The 22,846-nt window shown below is 68.3% G+C and carries 18 protein-coding genes; 11 read left to right on the forward strand and 7 right to left on the reverse strand.

Annotation, left to right across the window (positions count from 1 at the left end; all coding sequences use genetic code 11):
• Window positions 1-55 precede the first annotated feature (55 nt).
• On the reverse strand, window positions 56-2,179 hold the full coding sequence (locus tag ABUE11_RS10895) for a diguanylate cyclase (protein ID WP_367065345.1): 2,124 nt from the start codon (window positions 2,177-2,179) through the stop codon (window positions 56-58).
• Window positions 2,180-2,459: 280 nt separating this feature from the next.
• Entirely contained in the window at window positions 2,460-3,083 is a 624-nt protein-coding gene (locus ABUE11_RS10900) for a Crp/Fnr family transcriptional regulator (RefSeq protein WP_367065346.1), read from the reverse strand.
• A gap of 230 nt (window positions 3,084-3,313) precedes the next feature.
• Here ABUE11_RS10900 and ABUE11_RS10905 point away from each other — a divergent pair, with 230 nt between their 5' ends.
• The 5 genes from ABUE11_RS10905 (at window position 3,314) to ABUE11_RS10925 (ending at window position 7,803) form a co-directional block, all read left to right on the forward strand.
• Complete coding sequence (locus tag ABUE11_RS10905) at window positions 3,314-4,339, forward strand: porin (RefSeq protein ID WP_367065347.1); 1,026 nt, start codon at window positions 3,314-3,316, stop codon at window positions 4,337-4,339.
• A gap of 78 nt (window positions 4,340-4,417) precedes the next feature.
• A complete protein-coding gene (locus ABUE11_RS10910) occupies window positions 4,418-4,855 on the forward strand; it encodes an HIT family protein (RefSeq protein ID WP_367065348.1) in 438 nt (145 codons plus the stop codon).
• A 56-nt stretch (window positions 4,856-4,911) separates the two neighbouring features.
• The gene (locus ABUE11_RS10915) at window positions 4,912-6,162 is read left to right on the forward strand and encodes a multidrug effflux MFS transporter (protein WP_367065349.1); all 1,251 of its coding nucleotides are present in this window, start codon (window positions 4,912-4,914) and stop codon (window positions 6,160-6,162) included.
• Window positions 6,152-7,123 (forward strand): tRNA (adenosine(37)-N6)-dimethylallyltransferase MiaA, encoded by a 972-nt coding sequence (gene miaA, locus ABUE11_RS10920; protein ID WP_367065350.1) that lies wholly within the window; start codon window positions 6,152-6,154, stop codon window positions 7,121-7,123. Before ABUE11_RS10915 ends, miaA begins: the two co-directional genes overlap by 11 nt.
• The gene (locus ABUE11_RS10925; protein ID WP_367065351.1) at window positions 7,120-7,803 is read left to right on the forward strand and encodes an ABC transporter ATP-binding protein; all 684 of its coding nucleotides are present in this window, start codon (window positions 7,120-7,122) and stop codon (window positions 7,801-7,803) included. The genes miaA and ABUE11_RS10925 overlap by 4 nt, the downstream gene beginning before the upstream one ends.
• Before the next feature lie 12 nt (window positions 7,804-7,815).
• Here ABUE11_RS10925 and ABUE11_RS10930 read toward each other — a convergent pair whose 3' ends face one another.
• The 3 genes from ABUE11_RS10930 to ABUE11_RS10940 all read right to left on the reverse strand — a co-directional run bounded on the left by ABUE11_RS10930 (window position 7,816) and on the right by ABUE11_RS10940 (window position 12,567).
• On the reverse strand, window positions 7,816-9,012 hold the full coding sequence (locus ABUE11_RS10930; protein WP_367065352.1) for an FAD-dependent monooxygenase: 1,197 nt from the start codon (window positions 9,010-9,012) through the stop codon (window positions 7,816-7,818).
• A 50-nt stretch (window positions 9,013-9,062) separates the two neighbouring features.
• On the reverse strand, window positions 9,063-11,972 hold the full coding sequence (locus ABUE11_RS10935) for an aconitate hydratase (protein WP_367065353.1): 2,910 nt from the start codon (window positions 11,970-11,972) through the stop codon (window positions 9,063-9,065).
• Between the two features lie 298 nt (window positions 11,973-12,270).
• Window positions 12,271-12,567, reverse strand: a complete 297-nt coding sequence (locus ABUE11_RS10940; protein ID WP_367065354.1) for an H-NS histone family protein — start codon at window positions 12,565-12,567, stop codon at window positions 12,271-12,273.
• A gap of 316 nt (window positions 12,568-12,883) precedes the next feature.
• Between ABUE11_RS10940 and ABUE11_RS10945 the strand changes: the two genes are divergently transcribed.
• Complete coding sequence (locus ABUE11_RS10945) at window positions 12,884-13,729, forward strand: symmetrical bis(5'-nucleosyl)-tetraphosphatase (RefSeq protein ID WP_367065355.1); 846 nt, start codon at window positions 12,884-12,886, stop codon at window positions 13,727-13,729.
• 100 nt (window positions 13,730-13,829) lie between these two features.
• Here the strand turns inward: ABUE11_RS10945 and ABUE11_RS10950 are convergent, their stop codons facing one another.
• Complete coding sequence (locus ABUE11_RS10950) at window positions 13,830-14,870, reverse strand: FAD:protein FMN transferase (protein WP_367065356.1); 1,041 nt, start codon at window positions 14,868-14,870, stop codon at window positions 13,830-13,832.
• 17 nt (window positions 14,871-14,887) lie between these two features.
• Window positions 14,888-15,298 (reverse strand): c-type cytochrome, encoded by a 411-nt coding sequence (locus tag ABUE11_RS10955; protein ID WP_367065357.1) that lies wholly within the window; start codon window positions 15,296-15,298, stop codon window positions 14,888-14,890.
• A 223-nt stretch (window positions 15,299-15,521) separates the two neighbouring features.
• Here ABUE11_RS10955 and ABUE11_RS10960 point away from each other — a divergent pair, with 223 nt between their 5' ends.
• The 5 genes from ABUE11_RS10960 to ABUE11_RS10980 all read left to right on the forward strand — a co-directional run bounded on the left by ABUE11_RS10960 (window position 15,522) and on the right by ABUE11_RS10980 (window position 22,837).
• Window positions 15,522-15,875, forward strand: a complete 354-nt coding sequence (locus ABUE11_RS10960; protein WP_367065358.1) for a hypothetical protein — start codon at window positions 15,522-15,524, stop codon at window positions 15,873-15,875.
• A gap of 21 nt (window positions 15,876-15,896) precedes the next feature.
• Complete coding sequence (nosZ, locus tag ABUE11_RS10965) at window positions 15,897-17,825, forward strand: TAT-dependent nitrous-oxide reductase (RefSeq protein WP_367065359.1); 1,929 nt, start codon at window positions 15,897-15,899, stop codon at window positions 17,823-17,825.
• 215 nt (window positions 17,826-18,040) lie between these two features.
• Window positions 18,041-20,662: a 4Fe-4S binding protein gene (locus ABUE11_RS10970; RefSeq protein ID WP_367065360.1), complete on the forward strand. Its 2,622-nt coding sequence runs from the start codon at window positions 18,041-18,043 to the stop codon at window positions 20,660-20,662.
• A complete protein-coding gene (locus ABUE11_RS10975; protein WP_367065361.1) occupies window positions 20,659-21,927 on the forward strand; it encodes a nitrous oxide reductase family maturation protein NosD in 1,269 nt (422 codons plus the stop codon). Before ABUE11_RS10970 ends, ABUE11_RS10975 begins: the two co-directional genes overlap by 4 nt.
• Before the next feature lie 7 nt (window positions 21,928-21,934).
• Complete coding sequence (locus ABUE11_RS10980; RefSeq protein WP_367068804.1) at window positions 21,935-22,837, forward strand: ABC transporter ATP-binding protein; 903 nt, start codon at window positions 21,935-21,937, stop codon at window positions 22,835-22,837.
• Window positions 22,838-22,846: the final 9 nt, after the last annotated feature.

Here is a 22,846-nt window from a genome sequence, read left to right on the forward strand (position 1 = left end):
CATCTCACGCCACAACGCCCGCCCTCGGCGCCGTGCCGCGATTGCATTGCCGCCCTCACGCCATGGAGTGCGCGTCCCCCACATGCACGCGGTTGCCCCCCGCGCGCTGCGCCTCGTAGCAGGCCAGGTCTGCCGCATGCAGCACGGCCGCCGCATCGCGCAGACCCGGGACCAGCGACACGAGGCCAATGCTCAGGCCCAACCCATAGCTGCGCCCCTGGTATGCGGGCTCCCACGCCTGCACCGCCACACGCAGACGCTCGGCCACCATCCGGCCGCGCTCCACGCTGCTGCCGGGCAACAGCACGGCGAACTCGTCACCCCCCATGCGTGCCGCCCAGCCGCTGCTGCGCGCCTCGGCCTCAAGCAGGCTCGCAAGGCGACGCAGCACATCGTTGGCCATGGCCCGGCCCGCCAGATCGTCGACCACGGTGAAATGATCGAGATCGAGGAACAGCAGCACACCGCTGCCCTCCTGAGCATCACCCTTGGGTTGCCATTCACGCTCCGCGCGCTCGGCCAGCAACACCTGCAGGCGGTGCTCCATCTCCGTGTGATTGAGCAACTGCGTCAGGCTGTCGTGGGTGCGCTCCCATGCCTGCTGCGCCCGTGCCTCGCGCTCGGCCGTGCCATCTTCGAGCGTCCAGACCACACCGCGCGCAGGTTCGCCCGGCTGCACGAGATGCCCTCTCACCCGCACCCACAGTGCGCCACCATCCTTGCACAACAGGGGCAGCTCGCCATCGAAACCTCCATGCGCGGCGAACGCATCGTGCACCTGCTGCGCCATGTCCACGCCTTGCTCATGGGGCGCCAGCAACGCCACCAGACTGCGCCCCTGCAGTTCCTGCGGTGAATAGCCCAGCAGGCGGCAGACCTGCTGGCTCACGACCTCCACCTGCTCGGCACGGGTGACCGCGATGCCCAGGGGAACATGATCGAGGACGGACTGCAGTTGCCGCAGCAATGTCTCCGTGCCACGCTGGAGCCTGTGCCGCCCCTCCAGCAAGCGGGAGAGCAGCTGCACGACATCATCGACCTCCCCACGCGCACGAGGCCATGACTCCACGCCGGTCACCTGCGTCGGCGATGGCCCGGTCTGGGCACGAAGCCATGGCTTCGGTTCGTCCTGCTCAAGCACGGACCTGGCGCGCAGACGCAGCAGCGTCAGCGGCCGCGCGAGCCAGAGCATGGCGGCCAGCGTGAGCGCGCACACCATGGCCGTGACCCCTGCCACCAGCCCCCAGGCACGGTGCTGCGCCCCCTGCAGCGGTTCGAGCATGGCATGCGCGTCGCTCACACGGGCCACCATCCAGCGCGGCATGGGCACGCTCGCGAGACTGATGACGCGCTCGCCCAGCACCTGCGTGCCGCCCCCGCCCGAGTGGGATTGATTCACGTCGAGCCAGCGGGCATAGGCCTCGGCCAGCCCGGGCTCCTCGCTGATCTGACCGAGCACGCGCTCCAGACTCGGGTGCGAGAGGATCACCCCGTCGCGCGTAAAGACGACCAGGCGTGACTCGCTGCGCGCCGGCAGGGCCAGCGAGTGCGGCAGCAAACCTTGCGACTGCAGCCTCAGCACACCGGATACCGCCCCTATCACCCGGCCCTCGCCCCGCAGCAATGGCATGGTGAACATCACGCGCGCGTCCGCATCGGAGGTGCCGATGACCCCCGAAACCTGCGGCTTGCCATCGAGCAGGGTGCGCACCAGAAACTCGCGCTCGACGGGGTCGAGCTCGGACGCCTTGGCAAGCCGGCCATAGCGCAGATTCACGCTCAAGGTGCCGTCCTTGCGCGCCACCTGGATGGCGTCAAAGAAGCGCACCGCGGGCAAGCCCTGTTGCAGCAGCCACTCGAGCCAGGCCGGAGAATCCAGGATCTCGGGCGTGATGCCTTCGGCAACCGTGGACAGGACCTTCTGGCTCTGTTCGATCTTGCTCGCCAGCAGGCGCGCCACCAGTTCGACCTCGTCGTTCTGCTGGCTCACGAGGCGGTCCATGGCCTCCCGGCCCATGGCGTGCGACACCCACCAGGCGGCCAGCGCACCCGACAGGGCAATCGCCAGTACCGGCACCAGGAGCAGCTTGCGCACCAGGGGGCCCGGCAACCAGCCGCCACCACTCGTCTCGTCGGCCTCGGGGCCCCAGGGCCCGCCCTCGTGTGCGCGATGCGTCATGGCCGCCCCGTCACGGAAGCATCAAATGAACAAGGGAGGGGGCGGCGCATGGCGAAGGACTCGGACAAGGGATGTCCGAGCCAATATACGCAGCGCCTTCACGCCCGGCCCTGGGTGGAACCCTGTGGCACGCTCAGGAAAACCCTAGCAAACGCGCCATGCAGGCCCAGCCGCTGACAAATACGCGCAAAAGCGCGGTATTCGCCTGCGTTGGACGCACTTTCTTACAAGATGAGCCCGCTTGCGCGTCGCAGCCCGCGCCTGTCGCCCCGTGCCACCCCTACACCCCAGCGACCATCTGCAGCGCGCGCGGCTGCGGCAGGCTCAGCACGTTGCCGGTACCGGCGATGAGGCCATGCTCACGCAGATGGCGCAGCACGCGCGACAGGGTTTCCGGCGCGATGCCCAGTTGGGCCGCGATCAGGCGCTTGCGCTGGTGCAGCGTCACGCGCAGCCCGCCGTCCTCGCCGTTGTGCGCATGGCGCAGCAGCCATTGCGCGCAGCGCGCCTCGGCATCCTGCGCCAGGCGGCTGACGGCCAGCTCGGTCTGCTGGCAGTAACCCGTGGCCATGTCGCGCAGCAATGCCTGCGCCGCGGCGGGCAGGCTATCGAAGCCACGCTTGAATTCCTCGACCGGCATGCGACGCAGATGCACGCGCGTGTCGGCCACCATGTCCACGGGACAGGGTTGGTCGAGCAGTGCCGTCGCGGCGTCCAGCCAGAACGGCCCGTTGACAACGCCCAGCTGATGACGCATCACGCCCTCCTCCCGCACGCCCAGGAGCACGCGGCCGCTGTCCAAGTACAGCACGGAGGCGGGTTGCTGGTGGCGTTCACGCAGCACCTCGCCGGCGGCGGCCACCTCGATCTGGACGGACTGGTCGGAGGAAGGAGTCGGGAACATGGCACCACTGTGCCGGGTGTGCGCGGCGCCCGCTTTGAGGGATATCAAACCTGCGCCACTACACGTTTACTGACATGGATGCAACAAACGTCCTTGAAATATTACAAAAACGCTGGGCAAGACTCTGTTTCATCTATGCAGGACATGCAAACTGCCGGATGATGGTTTGGTGTGCAGTAATTGCATACAAAACACCCCTCACCCTCCCCTCCCAAGAAGAAGGATTGCTCATGCCCAAGAAGCTCATTGCCCTGGCCGCCGCAGCGTTGTGCTGCGCCGGTGCCCATGCCCAAAGTTCCGTTCAGGTCACCGGTCTGGTGGACGTGTACGCCGGCTCCATGAAGATGGCCGGCGACGGCGATCGCAGATCCGTCGTCAACAGTGGCGGCATGACCACCTCGTGGTTCGGTTTCAAGGGCACGGAAGACCTGGGCGGCGGTCTGAAGGCGAGCTTTCAGCTGACCTCCTTCTTCCAGGCGGACAGCGGCGCGCCCACGCGCGGCATCCCCAATGACACCTTTTTCTCGCGCGACGCCAACGTGAGCCTGTCGGGCAGCTTCGGCTCGGTGCTGCTGGGCCGCTGGATGGCGCCCAACTTCCTGCCGTCCGTCATCGGCAATCCGCTGGGCGACTCGTTCACCTTCTCGCCGCTGATCCTGCACATGAACGTGCCGCTGTTCAATGCCGCAAGCTGGATGTCCACCACCCCCGCCGACACCGGCTGGAGCAACCAGATCGTCTACAGCACACCCGACATCGGCGGCTTCAAGGCCAATCTGCAATACCAGTTCGGTGAGCAGGCGGGCGACAACGGCAAGAAGAACATCGGCGCCAATTTCTTCTATTTCGGCGGCCCCCTGACCCTGACCGGCTTCTATGAGCGCGACCAGGTCAGCAACCCCGGCACCAGCGTCCCGCTGGGCGCAACCACGAAGGACTGGATGCTGGCCGCAGCCTATGACTTCAAGGTGGTCAAGCCCTACCTGAGCTACGGCCAGGCCAAGGCCGACGGCCTGCCCGACAAGGCCAAGACGCTGCAGCTCGGCGCCTCGGCACCGCTGGGCGCAGGCAGCCTGCTCGCGTCCTGGGCCAAGACCGAGATGACCGCCACCAACCGCGACCGCAAGACCTTCACCGTGGGCTATGACCACTACCTGTCCAAGCGCACCGACGTGTACGCCATGTACATGAACGACCGCATCACCGGGCAGACCAAGGGCAACAGCTTCGGCGTGGGCATACGCCACCGCTTCTGACCGATACTGCCTTGGCGCAGGGCACGCGGGCGCATGGCCGCGTGCCCTTTGTGTATTGGAACCTCAGGAGAACCATCCATGCCCATGTTCGTCGACCACTCCCCCCCGGGCCAGTGCATCTTCTGCCGCCTGATCGCCGGCGAGATCCCTGCCGCCCTGGTGCACGAGGATGAGCACACCATTGCCTTCATGGACATAGGCCAGGTCACACCCGGCCATGTGCTCGTGGCCACCCGGCGCCACGCCGCCACGCTGCTGGAGACCACGCCCGAGGAGGCCGCGGCCGTGATGCGCACCGTCCACGGCGTGGCCCAGGCCGTTCAGGCGGCCTTCGACCCGCCCGGGCTCACGCTGCTGCAGGCCAACGGCGCCCTGGGCGGCCAGACCGTGGCGCACTTTCACATGCACGTGGTGCCGCGCCACGCGCAGGACGGCATCAGCTTCACCTGGCCGCGCCAGGAGCCGCCGCCCGCCGTGCTGGCCGACTACGCCGCACGCCTGCGCGCGGCGCTCTAGCCCCCCTGCCGACCACCGCGCGGCGGTGGGCAGACTCTGCTACCCTCGCCCGCACCATGTCCGTTCCGTCCGCCGCCGTCGGCCCGCTGGGGGTTCAGCCCATGACCATCCCTCCCGGCTTGGCCATCATGGTGCTGGCCCTGCTGCTGAGCATCCAGCCCGTCACCACCGACCTGTACCTGCCCGCCCTGCCCGCCCTCACGCGCAGCCTGGGCGCGCCCGTGGCGGCCGGCCAGCTCACGCTGTCCGCGCTGCTGCTCGCCTTTGGCTGCTCGCAGCTGCTCTGGGGGCCGCTGTCCGACCGCCTGGGCCGGCGGCCCGTGCTGCTCATGGGGCTGGCGCTGTACACGCTGGCCTCGGTGGGCGCGGTGCTGGCGCCGACCATGGAGCATCTCGTGGCCTGGCGCACGCTGCAGGGCGCGGCCATGGGCGCGGCCGTGATGTGCGCGCGCGCCATCGTGCGCGATCTGTACTCGCCGCTGGCGGGCGCACGCGCCATGTCCAAGGCGCTCACGGGCCTGGGGATCATCGCCTGCCTGTGCGCGCCACTGGGCGGCCTGCTGACCGAATGGCTGGGCTGGCGCGCGGCGCTGCTGGTGCTCACGGCCTATGCCGTGGCCACGCTGGCCCTGGTGGCGCTGCGCCTGCCCGAGACGCTGGCCGAGCGCAACCCGCGGGCGCTGCGCCCCGCGACCATGGCGCGCACCTGGGCACTGGTGCTGCGCACGCCGGCGTTCTGGGCCTATTCCCTGCTCACCACGGCCACCTATGGCGGGCTGTTCACCTTTCTCGCCGCATCGTCCTTCGTCTTCATCGACGTGCTGGGCACGACGCGCACGCATTACGGGCTGACGCTGCTGTCCACGGCCGTGGCCTATCTGCTGGGCACGCTGCTGTGCCGGCGGCTGCTGGCGCGCTGGGGCCTGGCGCGCACGGTGGCCATCGCCGGCGCGCTGAGCGCCAGCGGCGGCCTGCTGATGCTGCTGGCCGCCACGCTCGGCTGGCACAGCGTGGCGGCGCTGCTGCCGCCGTTCTATCTGTTCATGCTCGGCCATGGCATCCACCAGCCCTGCGGACAGTCGGGTGCCGTGGGGCCGTTTCCGCAGGCGGCGGGCGTGGCCTCGGCGCTCAACGGCTTCATGATGATGCTGGCGGCCTTTGCCATAGGCCACTGGCTCGGCGGGGCGCTGGACGGCACGGTCTGGCCGCTGGTGCAGGGCGTGGCGCTGTGGTCGGTGCTGGTCGCGGCCGTCGCCTGGACGCTGGTGCAGCGCCACACACCGCAGGAGCCGGCCCATGACCGCTGAATCCATCCCGGCCGTCGCCCTCGCGGGGCCCACGGCCTCGGGCAAGACGGCGGCGGCGCTGGCCATCGCCGAGGCGCTGGCGCCGCGGCTGCCGGTGGAGATCATCAGCGTGGACTCGGCCCTGGTGTACTGCGGCATGGACATCGGCACGGCCAAGCCCACGCGCGAGGAGCTCGCCGCCGTGCCGCACCATCTGATCGACATCCGCGACCCCCTGCAGGCCTACAGCGCGGCCGAGTTCGTGCGCGACGCCACGCGGCTGATCGAGGACATCCGCGCGCGCGGCGCGCTGCCGCTGCTCGTGGGCGGCACCATGCTGTACTTCAGGGCGCTGTTCGATGGCATCGACGACATGCCCGCGGCCGACGCCGCCGTGCGCGCCCGCCTGGAGCAGCAGGCCGCGGCGCAGGGCTGGCCCGCCATGCATGCCGAGCTCGCGCGCGTGGACCCGGTCACGGCCGCGCGCCTGGCGCCCGGCGACAGCCAGCGCATACAGCGCGCGCTCGAGGTCTGGCATGTCTCGGGCCGTCCGCTGTCGAGCTTTCACACAGCAAAAACAATAGCTGCCAGCGCCCGCCCCATAAGCGCTGGAGGCCTTTTTTCGTTGGAACCGCAGGATCGTGCCTGGCTGCACGAGCGCATCGCCCGACGCTTTCACGCCATGCTCGCCGAGGGCTTTCTCGACGAGGTGCTGCGCCTGCGCGCGCGCGGCGACCTGCATGCCGACCTGCCCAGCATGCGCTGCGTGGGCTATCGCCAGGCCTGGGAGTCGCTCGACGGCCTGCACCCCATGGCCAGCCTGCCCGAGCGCGGCATTGCCGCCACGCGCCAGCTGGCCAAGCGCCAGATCACCTGGCTGCGCGGCATGCCCGCTCGCCACGTGATCGCCTGCGACGCCGAGGGCGCCACGGCGCGGCTGGTGGACGCCGTGCGCGCCCATGTGCTGGGCGGCGCCGCGTGAGCGCCCCGCCCCTGCTCCAGGTGCGCGGCCTGGCCCGGTGCTACGGCACGCAGACGGTGTTCGAGAACGTGGCTCTCGAGGTGCGCCGCGGCGAGTTCGTCGCCATCGTCGGCGACTCGGGCGTGGGCAAGTCCACGCTGCTCAACTGCCTGGCGGGGCTGGACCACTGGGATGCGGGCCAGGTGCTGCACGAGGGCGTGGACCTGGGCCCGCTGGACGACGCCCGGCGCGCGCTGTGGCGCCGCGCCCATGTGGGCTTCGTGTTCCAGGCCTTTCACGTGCTGCCGCACCTGGACGTGGCGCAGAACGTGGGCCTGCCGCTGCTGCTGCTGCACCGCCCCGATGGCCGGCGCGTGGACGAGATGCTCGCCGCCGTGGGACTGGCCGGCCTGGGCGCGCGGCTGCCGCACGCGCTCAGCGGCGGGCAACTGCAGCGCGTGGCCATCGCGCGCGCCCTCGTGCATCGCCCGGCCCTGCTGCTGGCCGACGAGCCCACGGGCAACCTCGACCCCGGCACGGCCGCGCGCATCATGGACCTGCTCATAGCCCAGACACGCGCGCATGGCGCCGCGCTGGTGCTCGTGACCCACTCGGGCGCGGCGGCCGCGCGTGCAGACCGCGTGCTGCAGCTCACGGCCCAGGGCATGCAGGCGGCCGGCGGCCCCGCCATGGCCACGTGAGCGCCGGCGCGCTCATCCGCCGTACAGCCAGGGCTGGTCGAGCAGGCGCTCCCCGCCCAGGCGCATGGCCAGATCACGCCCCCAGCGCACCGGGCCGCTGGCATGGAAGATCCGCCCGTTGCGCTCGGAGCGCGCCTGCACCCGGGCATTGCGCTGCCAGCGGTTGAGGGCGTAGCGGCGCAGGCACAGGGACACGTCCAGGTCGTGCATGGCAAGAGACTTCTCGAGCTCCGCCGCGTCCTCTATCGCCATGCCCGCACCCTGGGCCAGATAGGGCCGCATGGGATGGGCCGCGTCGCCCAGCAGGGCCACCAGGCCGCGCGCCATCTGGTGCGCACCGGCAACGGGCGGCCGGTCGAGCAGCGGCCACAGGCGCCAGCCGTCGCCGAACTGGGGCACGGCGCGAATCAGGTCCTGCAGCGGCGTGCAGGTGTGCGCGAGCGCCGTCTCCAGGTCGGCCGCATTGGCGCCATGGTCCCAGGAGTCCAGGTCGGCCGGCGCCTGGCCATGGCGTATGGCCACGACGTTGAGCAGCTCGCCGCGGCGCAGCGGGTACTGCACCACATGCAGGCGCGGCCCGAGCCAGACGGTGACCTGCTGGCTGCGCAGCGCCGCGGGCAGCACGTCCTGACGCAGGGCGGCGCGGTAGGCCAGGTGGCCGGAGACGCGCGTCGGCGTCTCGCCCAGCAGCTGGGCCCGCATGACACTGCGCAACCCATCGGCGCCGATGAGGGCGTCGCCCTCGACCTCCATGGTCGAGCCATCGCCACGCGCGAGGCGCACCGTGACGGCATCGCCCTGCTCCACGTAGCGCTCCACGCGGTGCTCGAGGTTCAGGTGCACCAGGGAGGACTTGCGCGCCACGTCGAGCAGCATGGCGTGCAGGTCCGCGCGGTGGATGGTGGCATAGGCCGCGCCATAGCGCTCGATCACCGTCGCGCCCAGGCGCAGCATGCCGAGCTCGGCGCCGCCGAGCGCGCAGCGCACCTGCAGACGTTCGGGAAAGCTGGCCACGGCCTGCAGGGGCCGCTGCAGCCCCCAGGCCTGCAGGCGCCGCACCACGTTGGGCCCGATCTGCACGCCCGCGCCCACCTCGGTGAATGCGCGCGCGCGCTCGAACAGGCGCACCTCCCAGCCCGCTCTTGCGCTGCCCAGCGCGGCGGCCAGCCCCCCTATGCCGCCGCCCGCTATCAAGACTTGTTTCTGCATCCCCCGATTGTCTGCGCCCGAGGGGCCCGATGGGCGCGGATCGGCCCTATTCAGTCGGTCAACAGTTGTCGCAGCACATAGGGCAGGATGCCGCCCGCGCGGTAGTAGTCCACCTCGATGGGCGTGTCGATGCGCAGCGTCACCGCCACCTCCTGGGTTGAACCGTCGGCGCGGTGGATGACGACGCGCGCCTCGCTCTGCGGCGTGAGCGCGGCATCGGGCAGCACGTCGATGCGCTCGTCGCCCTTGAGGCCCAGGCTCTCCCAGGAGTCACCCGCGTGCAGCTGCAGCGGCAGCACCCCCATGCCGACGAGGTTGGAGCGGTGAATGCGCTCGAAGCTCTTGGCGATGACGGCCTTGATGCCCAAGAGCTGCGTGCCCTTGGCCGCCCAGTCGCGGCTCGAGCCCGTGCCGTATTCCTCGCCGGCGAAGATCACCGTGGGCGTGTCGCTGGCCATGTACAGCATGGCCGCGTCGAAGATGGACATCTTGCGGCCGCGCTCGGCGCCCTCGCCCTGGTACAGCGTCATGCCGCCCTCCTCGCGCGAGCCGTCGGCCAGCGGCGGGATCATCAGGTTCTTGATGCGCACATTGGCGAAGGTGCCGCGCATCATGACCTCGTGGTTGCCGCGGCGCGCGCCGTAGCTGTTGAAGTCCGCCTTGGCGACGCCATGGCGCAGCAGCCACTGGCCCGCGGGCGAGCTCTCCTTGATGGAGCCGGCGGGCGAGATATGGTCCGTGGTGATCGAGTCGCCAAACAGCGCCATGATGCGCGCGCCGCGCACGGATTCGGCATCTTTTTGGCCTTCAGCGCCCGCCCCTGCTGCGCTGGCAGCTTCGTTATCAATAGCAAACCCGGCAAAGAACGGCGGCTCCGCGATGTAGGTGCTCGCGGGCCAGGCATAGACATCGCCGCTCACGCCATGGATCTGGTCCCAGAGCGCGCCGGGCTCGGTCTTGACCTTGGCGTAGTTCTCGCGGAAGGCCTTGCCGCGCATGGCGTATTGCATGAGCTCCTGCACCTCCTGCGCGCTGGGCCAGATGTCGCCGAGGAAGATGTCACGCCCCTGCCTGCCCTGGCCCAGGGGCTCGGTCATCAGGTCGCGCAGCATGGTGCCGGCGATGGCGTAGGCCACCACCAGCGGCGGGCTCATGAGGAAGTTGGCCTTGATGTTCGGGTGGATGCGCGCCTCGAAGTTGCGGTTGCCCGAGAGCACGGCCGCGCACACCAGGTCGTTGCCGGTGATGGCCTCGTTGAGCTCGGCCGTCAGGTCGCCCGCGTTGCCTATGCAGGTGGTGCAGCCGTAGCCCGCGACGGCAAAGCCGAGTTTTTCGAGATAGGGCAGCAGGCCGGTCTCGGTCAGGTACTCGGTCACGATGCGCGATCCCGGCGCCAGCGATGTCTTGATGTGGGGCTGCACCGTGAGGCCCGCCTCGACAGCCTTTTTGGCGAGCAGACCGGCCGCCAGCAGCACGCTGGGGTTGGAGGTGTTGGTGCAGCTCGTGATGGCGGCGATCAGCACGTCGCCGCTGCCGACCGTCGGTTGGGCACCCCTGGGCGCCGGGTGCGTGGGCGCGTCGATGTGCTGGACCTCCAGGCGTGGCTTGTTGTGCACCATCTCGGCCTCGAAGCGCGGCGTGCCCTCGGCGGCCGGGCGCTCGTCAGGCACGGCTGGCGCGGCGCCGTGGTGGTGCGCCAGCGCATAGCGCAGGTGCAGACGCTCGCTCGCCTGGTTGAAGCCCGCCTCTGCCACCGGCTTGGAGAACAGGCTCGTGAACTGCTGCTTGACCTGTCCCAGATCGATGCGGTCCTGCGGCCGCTTGGGGCCGGCCACGCTGGGCGTGACCGTGCCCAGATCCAGCCGCACGACCTGGGAATAGTCGATGTCCCCGGCATTGGGGATGCCGAACAGGCCCTGGGCCTTGAGGTAGGCCTCCAGGGTCTCGATCTCCTCGTCGGTGCGACCCGTTCCGCGCAGATAGGCCAGGGTGTTGTCATCGACGGGGAAGAAGCCCATGGTCGCGCCATATTCGGGCGACATATTGCCAATCGTCGCGCGGTCGGGCACCGACAGCGAGCGCGTGCCCTCGCCGAAGAACTCGACGAACTTGCCCACCACCTTGACCTTGCGCAGCAGCTCGGTGACGGTGAGCACCAGATCGGTGGCCGTCACGCCCTCGCGCAGCCGGCCCGTGAGCTCCACGCCCACGACGTCCGGCGTGAGGAAGTACACGGGCTGGCCCAGCATGGCGGCCTCGGCCTCGATGCCGCCCACGCCCCAGCCCACCACGCCTATGCCGTTGATCATGGTGGTGTGGCTGTCCGTGCCCACGAGGGTGTCGGGGTAGTGGACGCCGCCCGCGCCGCGGTGCACGCCGCGCGCCAGGTATTCCAGATTGACCTGGTGCACGATGCCAAAGCCCGGCGGCACGACACCGAAGGTATCGAACGCCTGCATGCCCCATTTCATGAACTCGTAGCGCTCGCGGTTGCGCTTGAACTCGAGCTGCATGTTGAGCTGCAACGCCTGCTTGCTGCCATAGTGGTCCACCATGATGGAGTGGTCCACCACCAGGTCCACGGGCACCAGGGGCTCGATCTTCTTCGGGTCGCGGCCCAGGCGCTCGGTGGCGCTGCGCATGGCGGCCAGGTCGGCCAGCAGCGGCACACCCGTGAAGTCCTGCAGCACCACGCGCGCGACGACGAAGGGGATCTCCTCCTTGCGCGGCGCCGTGGCTCCCCATTGGGCCAGCTGGCGCACATGCTCGGCCGTGACCTTGCGGCCGTCGCAGTTGCGCAATACCGATTCGAGCACTATGCGTATCGACACCGGCAGGCGCCTGACCCCCGGATATTGCTGGGCCAGCGCCGGCAGCGAGAAAAACCTCCCCTCCTTGCCAGAGGGGGTGGTGAAGGTCTTGAGGGTGGAGGCAAAGTCATGAGCGGGGGTGGCAGCCATGGGGAAACTCCGTAGTAAGACGACAACGTCCCATTCTGGCAGTCCCCATCACAAACGCCAATGCGCCAGGACAATACCCACGGGGCGAGTATCAAGGGCCCGCCCGATGTCCGGGGAAATACCCATCCCCGCCTGGGGCATTGACGCCCCGCACACTCTGCCGATGCCGATACCCCCTGCAGATAATGGCAAGCCAAAACAAAAAGCCCGCCAATGGCGGGCTGTCAGCGAGTGCACACATAGTATTCACCCGCCCTGACGGACATATCCCGCGCCGCGGGACATTCACGTCAGTCGATTAAATCGCGAATTTCTCGCGATCCTGGTCCTGAATCCACTTCGGCGGCTTGCCGCGGCCCGTCCAGGTCTGGCCCGTCGCGGGGTCGCGATATTTGGGGGCCACCTTCACGCCGGCATTGCTCGATGCGCGCCCGGCACGACCGACGGGGAATACATCCTCCTGGGTCAATTCATAGGCGGCGATCAATTCGCGCACCTGTGCGACGGCGGTGGCCATTTCGCGCTGCTTGGCCTCTTTGATCTGCTGCTCAAGCGCTTCGCGCTGCTTCAAGAGCTCTTTGTAGCTTGCGGTCATAGCGGTAAATAGTGGGTTGAGAATTAATAAACGTTGCGGATTATATTGAAACAATTCCCCTTTGATTACAAGCGCCGTATATTTTTTTATGACGACAGGCGGGGCATTGGCTGACACCCGCGATCACCCGCACATTGCGCATCCCGCGCCAGGGTCAGGCTTGGGCCGGATATGCATTCCCGCCAGACTCAAATGGTTTCTGCCATGACGCGCCGCAGGCAAGTATCGAATTGCGATTGGAAGCCGCGTCCTGCCTGCGCCGCGGACATCAAATACGGGGCGACAATCGGCGCATCAATGGCTTGAGCTAATCGACATGGCACTTTATTGCATCGGTGATATCCAGGGCTGCGGCGGCGCTTTCGAGCGGCTGCTCGCCGAAATCGGCTTTTCGCCCAGTCGCGACACGGTGTATCTGCTGGGTGACCTGGTCAATCGCGGCCCGGACTCGGCCGCGGTGCTGCGCCGCTGCATGCAACTGGAGGGCAGCGTGGGCGTGCTGCTGGGCAACCACGATCTGCACCTGCTGGCCACGGCACATGGGGTGCGCCCGCCCTCAAGGCGCGACACCCTGGACGGCATTCTGCAGGCGAGCGACCGCGAGGCCATGCTCGACTGGCTGCGCCGCCAGCCGCTGGCGCGGCGCGTGCACCACGGCGGCCAGGACATGCTGCTCGTGCACGCCGGCGTGCTGCCCCAATGGTCGGCCGACGAGGTGCTGGATCTTGCGGCCGAGGTGCAGGCGCAGCTGTCGGGCGTGCGGTTGCCGGAGTTTCTACAGCGGATGTATGGCAACAGCCCCGATCACTGGAGCGCCGAGCTGCGTGGCGCAGACCGCCTGCGCGTCATCGTCAACGCACTCACCCGGCTGCGCTTTTGCACGCCCGAGGGGCGCATGGACTTCGACAGCACGGAGAGCGCGACGCAGGCCCCGGCTGGGCTGCTGCCCTGGTTCGACGCGCCGCAGCGGCGCACGCGCGACACGCTGATCGCCTTCGGCCATTGGTCCACGCTGGGCTGGTTCAGCCGGCCCGACGTGCTCGGGCTGGACACGGGCTGCGTCTGGGGCGGCGCCCTGACCGCCGTGCGCTTTGGCGCCACGCTGGCCGAGCGCGAGCCCCTGCGCGTGCAATGCCCTCAGGCGCAGCGCCCGGGCAAGTAGGCACTACAAATACAGAAGCTGCCTGCGCCTTCTGGACATGGGTTTCACCGACAAGAAGGTCTGAGAATGCCGCCCACCAGGCGCATACAGCTATTCTTTTCTAAGCAGACACGGGCCTGAGCGCCCGGCGCATGCCGCCCGACTGCCACAGCGCACCGTCGCCGCTGGCCGCCAGCACCGCCACGTCGGGGTGGCGCGCGCTCCAGGCGGGCACGGCCTCCATGCCCTGCACCATGAGCGCCGTGCCCCAGCCGTTGACGGCATGCACATCGCGCGCCAGCAGCGCCACGCCGTGCACGCCCTCGGTGGGCCAGCCGGTCTGGGGGTCGAGCACATGGTGCAGGCGCCGGCCCTGGTGCACAAAGCCGCGCTCGTAATCGCCGGATGACGCGACGATGCCAAAGCCCTCGACTTCGATGACGCCCAGCAGGCTGGCCGGCGCGCGCGGGTCGCGCACGCCCACGCGCCAGGGCCTGCCCTGCAGGCTGCCGCTGACGAGCACGTCACCGCCGCCGTTGACCAGGGCGTTGGTCACGCCCTCGCGCTCGAGCACGCGCAGACCCGCGGCCAGGATGGGCAGCTTGGCGATGCCGCCCAGGTCGAGCCGCATGCCGCGCTCCGCCAGATAGGCCGTGCCCGCGCGCGCATCCAGGTGCAGCCGGCGCGCACCCACATGGCGCAGCGCGGCGGCGATGTCGGCCGCGGCCGGCATGGCCTGCCGCCCCGGCTCGAAATGCCAGCCCGACAGCGCGCCCACCGTGGGATCAAAAGCGCCCCGGCTCTCGCGCCAGACATGCTGCGCGCTCTCGAGCACGGCCATGACCTCGGGCGTCACCGCCACGGGGTGGCGGCCCGCGGCCTCGTCGATGCGCCGCACCACGCTGTCGGCGCGGTAGCGGCTCAGTTCGGCCTCCAGGCGCTGCATCTCGGCAAAGGCCTGCGCGATGGCGGCCTGCAGATGACGCGCATCGGCGCCGTCGGCCACGATGTCCACGCGCGTGCCCATGAGGTCACGGCTTGCACGCTGCGGCCCGCTGGCCCGCGCCATGCCGGGAAGCGCCCAGGCCGCCGCGCCCAGCAGGGGCAGCGCCAGGGCAATGCGCCGGCGCGACAGCCGCCCGCCTTGCCATCCGTTGTTCATGGCACGCACTCCTCGCCTTACACCGACTGGTCGGCCATGTAGTCCACGGCGGCCTTCACGTCTTCGTCGCTGAGCGATGAGGCACCGCCACGCGCGGGCATCTGGCCCTTGGCGCCGGTAAAGCCCTCGATGGCGTGCTTGTACAGCGTGTCCTTGCCCTGGGCGATGCGCGGGCCCCAGTCGGCCTTGTCGCCGGGCTTGGGCGCACCGGCCACGCCGGCGGCATGGCACATGGCGCAGGTCTTGCCATAGACGCTCTTGCCGGCCGTGTTCTCGGCCGCGGGGGCGGGAGCGGGGGCCGGCGCCGGCGCGGGTGCCTCGGCGGCAGGCGCCGGGGCCGGAGCCGTTGCGGGCGCCTCGCTCTTGCCGCAGGCGGCCAATGCCAGCGCAGCGGCGGCCAGCACCATCGTGAGGGATGTCTTGTTCATGGAGAAAGCCTTTCTTGTATTTGCTCGTCCGAGCCAGCCGGCATCGCAGCCCGCGCCCCATGCGCCGGGCCTGCCTTCTGGCATGGGCGTCAGTTTGGTAGTTTCCAGAATTGCTTGGTTGATACAAATCAATATCCAAAGAATCATTTGGAGTGAACATTCAACCGCCCTCCGAAACGGGGCGCGCCTCACACAACACCAAGCCCGTACCGAGTCCATGGACATGCTGCGAACCTCCCATCTCCTGCGCTGGTGGGTCGTCGCGTGCTTCGTGGCCAGCCTGGGCGCGGCGCTGGTGACCTCCCTGGCACAGCCGCGCAGCATGGAGCTGGTGTGCTCGGGCGTCCATGGCACCACCATGGTGGTGCATGCCAGCACCGGCAATCCCGTGCTCGACCAACTGGGTGCGGACTGCGCACTCTGCCTGCTGGGCAGCGCGCCACCGCCGCCCCTGGCGCAGGCGCGGGCGGGCCTTCCGGCACCTCATCTGCTTCCTGCGCCGCCGTCCCTGGCGCTGGCGCCCTCCCCCACGGCCGCGCCGCCGCCGGCGCGCGGCCCACCACCGATTTCCGTTTAACACACCCTGAAAGAGGACCTCATGAGCAAGAAAGTAGACCTGGGCAATGAGACCGTCGGCATGGGCCGTCGCCGTTTCATCAACACGGCCGCCCTGGCCGGCCTGACCGTGGGCGTTGCCGCTTGCAACGACAAGCCGGCGGCCGCTCCCGCGGCCCCCAGCGCCCCGGCCCCGGCCGCCGACCATGCGGGCGGCGCGGCCGCCGGCATTCACCTCAAGCCGGGCGAGCTCGACACCTACTACGGCCTCTGGAGCGGCGGTCACAACGGTGACGTGCGCGTGCTGGGCCTGCCCTCGGGCCGTGAGATCCACCGCATCCCCTGCTTCGTGCCCGACGCGCTCGTGGGCTGGGGCATTACGAACGAATCCAAGGCCGTCATGGGCACCAAGGCCGACGGTAGCCTGCGCTACACGGTGGCCGACACGCACCACCTGCACGCCTCGTACAAGGACGGCAACTACGACGGTCGCTACGCCTGGGTCAACGACAAGATCAACGCACGCATCGCGCGCATCCGTCTGGACTACATGGTCTGCGACAAGATCACCGACCTGCCCAACGTGCAGGGCTTCCACGGCATCTTCCCGGACAAGGCCGACCCGGTCGATCCCGCGATCAACTACACCACGCGCGTGTTCTGCGGTGGCGAGTTCGCCATCCCCCTGCCCAACGACGGCAAGGACGTGAACGCGCCCGAGAAATACCGCTCGCTGTTCACCTGCGTCGACGCCGAGACCATGGAGGTGCGCTGGCAGGTGCTGATCGACGGCAACTGCGACCTGGTGGCCACGTCGTATGACGGAAAGCTCGCCGCCACCAACCAGTACAACACCGAGAACGGCATGCACTACGAGGACATGATGTCCGCCGAGCGCGACGCCTGCCTGTTCTTCAACGTGGCGCGCATCGAGGAGGCCGTCAAGGCCGGCAAGTTCAAGACCTATGGCAACAAGGTGCCCGTGGTCGACGGCACGCGCGAGGCCAACAAGGACGCCGCCACGGCCCTGGTGGCCTATGTCAGCGTTCCCAAGAACCCGCACGGCGTGAACGCCTCGCCCGACGGCAAGTACTTCATCTGCGCGGGCAAGCTCTCGCCCACCACCACCACCATCGAGCTGGCCAAGGTGCTCGACTGGTTCGACGGCAAGATGGAGAAGCTCGACGACGCCATCGTCGCCGAGGTCGAGGTTGGCCTGGGCCCGCTGCACACGGCCTTCGACGGCCGCGGCAACGCCTACACCACGCTGTTCCTGGACAGCCAGATCGTCAAGTGGAACGTGGAGAAGGCCATCGCCTTCCACAAGGGCGACAAGAACGCCAAGTACGTGGTCGACCGCATCGACGTGCACTACCAGCCCGGCCACATCAACGCCTCGCAGTCCGAAACCAAGGCTGCCGACGGCAAGTACCTGGCCGTGGGATGCAAGTTCTCCAAGGACCGCTTCCTGCCCGTGGGCCCGCTACACCCCGAGAACGAGCAGCTGATCGACATCTCGGGCGAGAAGATGGTGCTGCTGGCCGACCACCCGGTGCGCGGCGAGCCGCACGACTTCATCATCTTCAAGCGCGACATCCTCAAGCCCAAGCAGGTCTATGACCTGGACGACTCGCCCCTGGCCATCAAGGATGCCAAGGAGTCGGGCGTCACCCGCAACGGCAAGAAGGTCACGGTCAAGCTCACCTCGCAGGCGCCGGCCTTCAGCCTGCGCGAGTTCACGGTGAAGAAGGGCGACGAGGTCACGCTGATCCTGACCAACCTGGACAAGATCGAGGACCTGACGCACGGCTTCGCCCTGCCCAAGTACAACATCCAGTTCGTCATCAATCCGCTGGAGACCAAGTCGGTGACCTTCATCGCCGACAAGCCGGGCGTGTTCTGGGCCTACTGCTCCACGTTCTGCCACGCGCTGCACCTTGAGATGCGCACGCGCATGATCGTCGAGGCATGAGCGGGAACATCCCCCTGAGCGGCTGACGCCGCCTCCCCCTTCTCTCGCGCCGCGCGCGCGGGAAGGGGGACGACGCCAGTGGCCTGGCAAAGCCAGCTCCACGGCGTCTGCTGGCATGGGGCGCGCCAGCTGTGCAGATGGCGCCCAGATTTGTAGCCAAATATGCCTCCATCGCTTGCCTTTCAAGCGCTAGAAGCTATTAAATTGATAGTGTAATGTTGTCCCTCGGTCATCGGTTCGCAGCCTTTTGTCTTGCCCTGTTCATCGCGTTGGCCCTGCTGACGCCCCGCGCCCACGCCGGCGCCTATGAGGCGGAGCTGCCGGCCAACCTGGCGACGACACCCGACATGTGTTCGCTGCTGCCCTGCACCGAGGTGTTTCCGGGCGCCACGCATTTCTCCGAACGCAAGGGCCAGCCCCCTTACGTCGAGGCCTACGACAACGACTCGGCCGAGAAGAAGCTGCTCGGCTACGTCATGCTGTCGACCGACATCACCGACACGCCGGCCTACTCGGGCAAGCCCGTGGTCACGCTGATCGGCATGGACAAGGCCGGTCATTTCGTCGGCATCAAGGTGCTCAAGCATTCCGAGCCCATCCTGCTGCTGGGCATTCCCGAATCGGCGCTGATCAATTTCAACAACCAATACCTGGGCAAGTCGGTCACCGACACCATCGAGGTCGGGCCCTCGCGCCCCGACGAGAACGTCATCGGCGTGGACGCGATCTCCGGCGCCACGGTGACCGTCGTCGCGCAGAACCAGGTCGTCATGGCCTCGGGCGCGGCCGTGGCGCGCCAGACCGGCATCATCGCGCCCACGGTGCGCGAGCCGGCCCGCTTTGCCGCCAGCGGCCAGGGCTACGACTGGGCCCAGCTCGTGAAGATGGGCGCGGTGCAGCAGCTGCTCGTCAAGCCCGAGCAGGTAGGCCTTCCGCGCGGCCCCGAGCCCTTCATCGAGCTGTGGTTCGGCGACCTCAACCACCCCGACCTGGGCACGAGCCTGCTGGGCAAGTACAACCATGACCGGCTGCGCGCCAGCCTCAAGGAGGGCGAGAGCGCGCTGTTCGTGATCCGCACCGCCGGACAGGAATCGTTCAAGGGCTCGGGCTTCGTGCGCGGCGGCATCTTCGACCGCGTGCAGGTCAAGCAGGGCGCGGACTCCTTCACCTTCCGCGACCTCGATTCGATGAACCTCTACGGGCTGGAGGCCGCGGGCGCGCCGCGCTACACCGAGTCGGCCATCTTCATCATCCGCTCGCACTCGTTCTCGGCCGCCTATCCGTGGAAGTTCGCCTTCCTGGGCAACCGCGTGGACCGTGCCACGGGCCAGCGCAGCTTTGCCGTGTTCGAGTCCAAGTACTGGCTGCCCGGCGCACTGCTCGAAGGAGGCCGCCCCAAGGTCGAGGAGCCCGATGCCCCCTGGGTGCGCATCTGGAAGAGCCAGGCCATGCCCATCGGCCTGTTCGCGCTGCTGCTCGTCGCCGTGACCGTGGTCTACGCCTTCCGCGAAAAGCTCACGCGCCTATCCACGCACAAGAACAAATGGCCCGTCAACGGCTTCAAGTACACCTTCTGGGCCATCAGCATCTTCTGGATCGGCTTTGGCTACATGGCGCAGCCGTCCATCACCCAGGTGCTGACCTGGTTCCACTCCATCCTGTTCCAGTGGACCTGGTCGCTGTTCCTGTCCGACCCGTTCATCTTCCTGTTCTGGATCTTCATCATCGTCACGGTGTTCCTGTTCGGCCGCGGCCTGTTCTGCGGCTGGATGTGCCCGTTCGGCTCGCTGCAGGAGGGCATCTTCAAGATCGCCAAGGCGATCGGCCTCAAGCGCTTCCAGACCGCGCTGCCGCAGAAATGGCATGACCGCCTGAAGTGGCTCAAGTACGCGATCTTCTTCTTCCTGCTCGCCGTGTCCATGTTCTCCATGGGCTTGGCCGAGAAGCTCGCCGAGGTCGAGCCCTTCAAGACCACCTTCCTCGTCGGCGTGATGAACCGTGCCTGGCCCTACGGCCTGTTCGTGGCCGCCATCCTGGGCGTGTCCATCTTCATCGAGCGCCCCTACTGCAAGTACATCTGCCCGCTCGGCGCGTCGCTCGCCATGCCCAGCACCTTCCGCTGGTTTGGCCTGAAGCGCAAGCAGGACTGCAACAGCTGCAAGGCCTGCGCCGTGGGCTGCGGCGCCCAGGCCATCGACGCCGACGGCCGCATCGACCACCGCGAATGCCTGCACTGCCTCGACTGCATGATTCTCTACACCGACACCAAGGGCTGCCCGCCCCTGGCCAAGGAGCGCAAGCGCCGCGAAAAGGACGGCCTGGAGATCACCCCCATAGGCAAGAACGGCTACTTCATCCCCATCCACCCGGCCAAGGTGGAGGACCAGATCTCGCCCAAGGCCAAGGATGGCGTCGATCCACGCATGCCCACCGACCGCACCCTGCCCGCGCACAAGGAGGATGTGGGCCCGATCGAATGGCTGTGGCTCGAGCTGCGCGACCACCTCTGGCCCTGGAGCCGCGAGGGCTGGCGCAGCCAGAAGGCGCTGCAGATCGCGGGTCTCGCACTCGCCATTGCCGCCACCATCGCCTGGGTGCAGACGGCCCTGGGGCATATGTCCTCGGGCGCTATCATCGGCTGGTGGTTTGGCTGGAGCGTGTACGAGGTGTTGATCCGCCTGTCCGGTCGCCGATATGTGAAGGATGGCCCGTGGTGGCGCGACCAGTACCGCGTCGCCGGCGTGATGGACATGATGAGTTACGTGGGATTCAAGAACCTGATGATCGGCGCGGCCCTGTTCCTGGTGCTCAAGACGCTGGGCTGGCTGGTCGCATGAAGACCCTGTCCCGCTTGAGCCTGGCCTTGGCGCTGTGCATCGCCGGTGCCTGTCAGGCGGCGACGCTGAGCGTGCGCCCCGGCGACGACCTCGCCGCAGCCGTGGCCCGCGCCCAGCCGGGCGATGTCATCGAGGTGGCGCGCGGCCAGTACCGCGCCAACCTGCTGATCGACAAGCCGCTCACCCTGCGCGGCCTGGACCGCCCCACCGTGAGCGGCGGCAACCAGGGCGACACCATCCGCGTGACCGCGCCAGATGTGGTCATAGAGGGCCTGATCGTGCGCGACTCGGGCGACAGCCTCAAGGACCAGAACGCCGGCATCTACCTCTACCCCGGCGCGCACCGCGCCATCGTGCGCCACTGCGACCTGACCTACAACCTCTTCGGCCTGTGGATAGAGAAGGCCAACGACGTGCTCATAGAGCACAACACCATCACCGGCAAGCGCGAGTACGACTCGCCCCAGCGCGGCAACGGCGTGCAGCTCTACAACACCCGGGGCGCGAAGATCCTCCACAACAACATCAGCTTCGTGCGTGATGCCCTGTACGTGGACGTGTCGCACAACGCGGTGTTCAAGGGCAACAAGCTGCACCACAGCCGTTACGGCACGCACTACATGAACTCCTACCACAACCTGTGGGAGGACAACGACACGTACTACAACCGCGGCGGCCTGGCCCTGATGGAGGTGCGCGAGCAGGTGGTGCGCGGCAATCGCGCCTGGGGCAATTCGGACCACGGCATCATGCTGCGCACGCTGCAGGACTCGGTCATCGAGGGCAACGTCGTGGCCGGCAACAACCGCGGTTTCTTCATCTACGACGTGGAGTACATCAAGCTCAACGACAACCTGGTCGTGGACAACACCGTGGGCGTGCACCTGTCGGCCGGCTCCACGCGCAACGAGGTCGAAGGCAACGACTTCATCGCCAACCGCGAGCAGGTGCGCTACGTGGGCGCGCGCGACGAGCGCTGGGGCCAGCAGCGCGGCAACTACTGGAGCAACTACCTCGGCTGGGACCGCAACAACGACGGCCAGGGCGATGTGCAGTACGAAGCCAACGACATGGTGGACCGCCTGACCTGGCGCCACCCGGCCATCAAGCTGCTGCTGGCCAGCCCCGCGGTGCAGGCGCTGCGCCTCGTGGGCCAGCAGTTCCCCGTTTTGCGTGTGCCCTCGGTGGTCGATCCCCATCCGCGCATGCGCCCCCACCATCAAGATTGGAGTCAGTGGCGTGGCAAGCATTTCCCCGGCCAGTGAGCCGGGCATGGCGATATCGGTGCGCGGTGTGCGCAAGCATTTCGGCGCGCTGCATGCGGTCGACGGCGTGGACCTGGACATCCCCCAGGGCGAGATCTTCGGCCTCATAGGCCACAACGGCGCGGGCAAGAGCACGCTGTTCAAGATGATGCTGGGCCTGCTCGCGCCCACGGCGGGCTCCATCCTCGTGGCCGGCACCAGCGTGGGCGGGCGGCAGTTTCGCGCCGCGCGCCGCCAGCTCGGCTACCTGCCCGAGAACGTGGTGCTCTACGACAACCTCGACGGCCTGGAGACGCTGCACTTCTTCGCGCGCCTCAAGGGCGCCCCACTCGGCGACTGCGCGGCCATGCTCGACAAGGTGGGCCTGGCCCACGCCGGCAAGCGCCCGGTGCGCGAGTATTCCAAGGGCATGCGCCAGCGCCTGGGCTTTGCGCAGGCGCTGCTCGGCAACCCGCGCGTGCTGTTCCTCGACGAGCCCACGAACGGCCTGGACCCGCAGGCGATTCGCGACTTCTACGCCACGCTGCGGGGCCTTCAGCAGCAGGGCGTGACCATCATCATCACCTCCCACATCCTGGCCGAGCTGCAGGAGCGCGTTGATCGCCTCGCCATCCTCGCCTCGGGCAAGGTGCAGGCGCTGGGCAGCGTGCACGAGCTGCGCGAGCGCACGGGCCTGCCGGTGGTCATCGAGGTCGACCTCGCGCCCCAGGACTGCCACGACGCGCTGCACGCCCTGCATGGCGCCACCGGGGTCAAGCCCGCGCAGACGCCGAGCGGCCTGCAGCTGCAGTGCCCGCGCGAGCGCAAGATGGCCGCCATCGCCACCCTCACCGCCCTGGGCGCACGCGTGCAGGACCTGCGCCTGCACGAACCCTCGCTCGAAGACATGTTCTTCGGCATTTCCGCATAAGGCCCGCAT

It is taken from the genome of Oryzisolibacter sp. LB2S, assembly GCF_040732315.1.
GTDB classification, from domain to species: Bacteria; Pseudomonadota; Gammaproteobacteria; order Burkholderiales; family Burkholderiaceae_C; genus Alicycliphilus; species Alicycliphilus soli.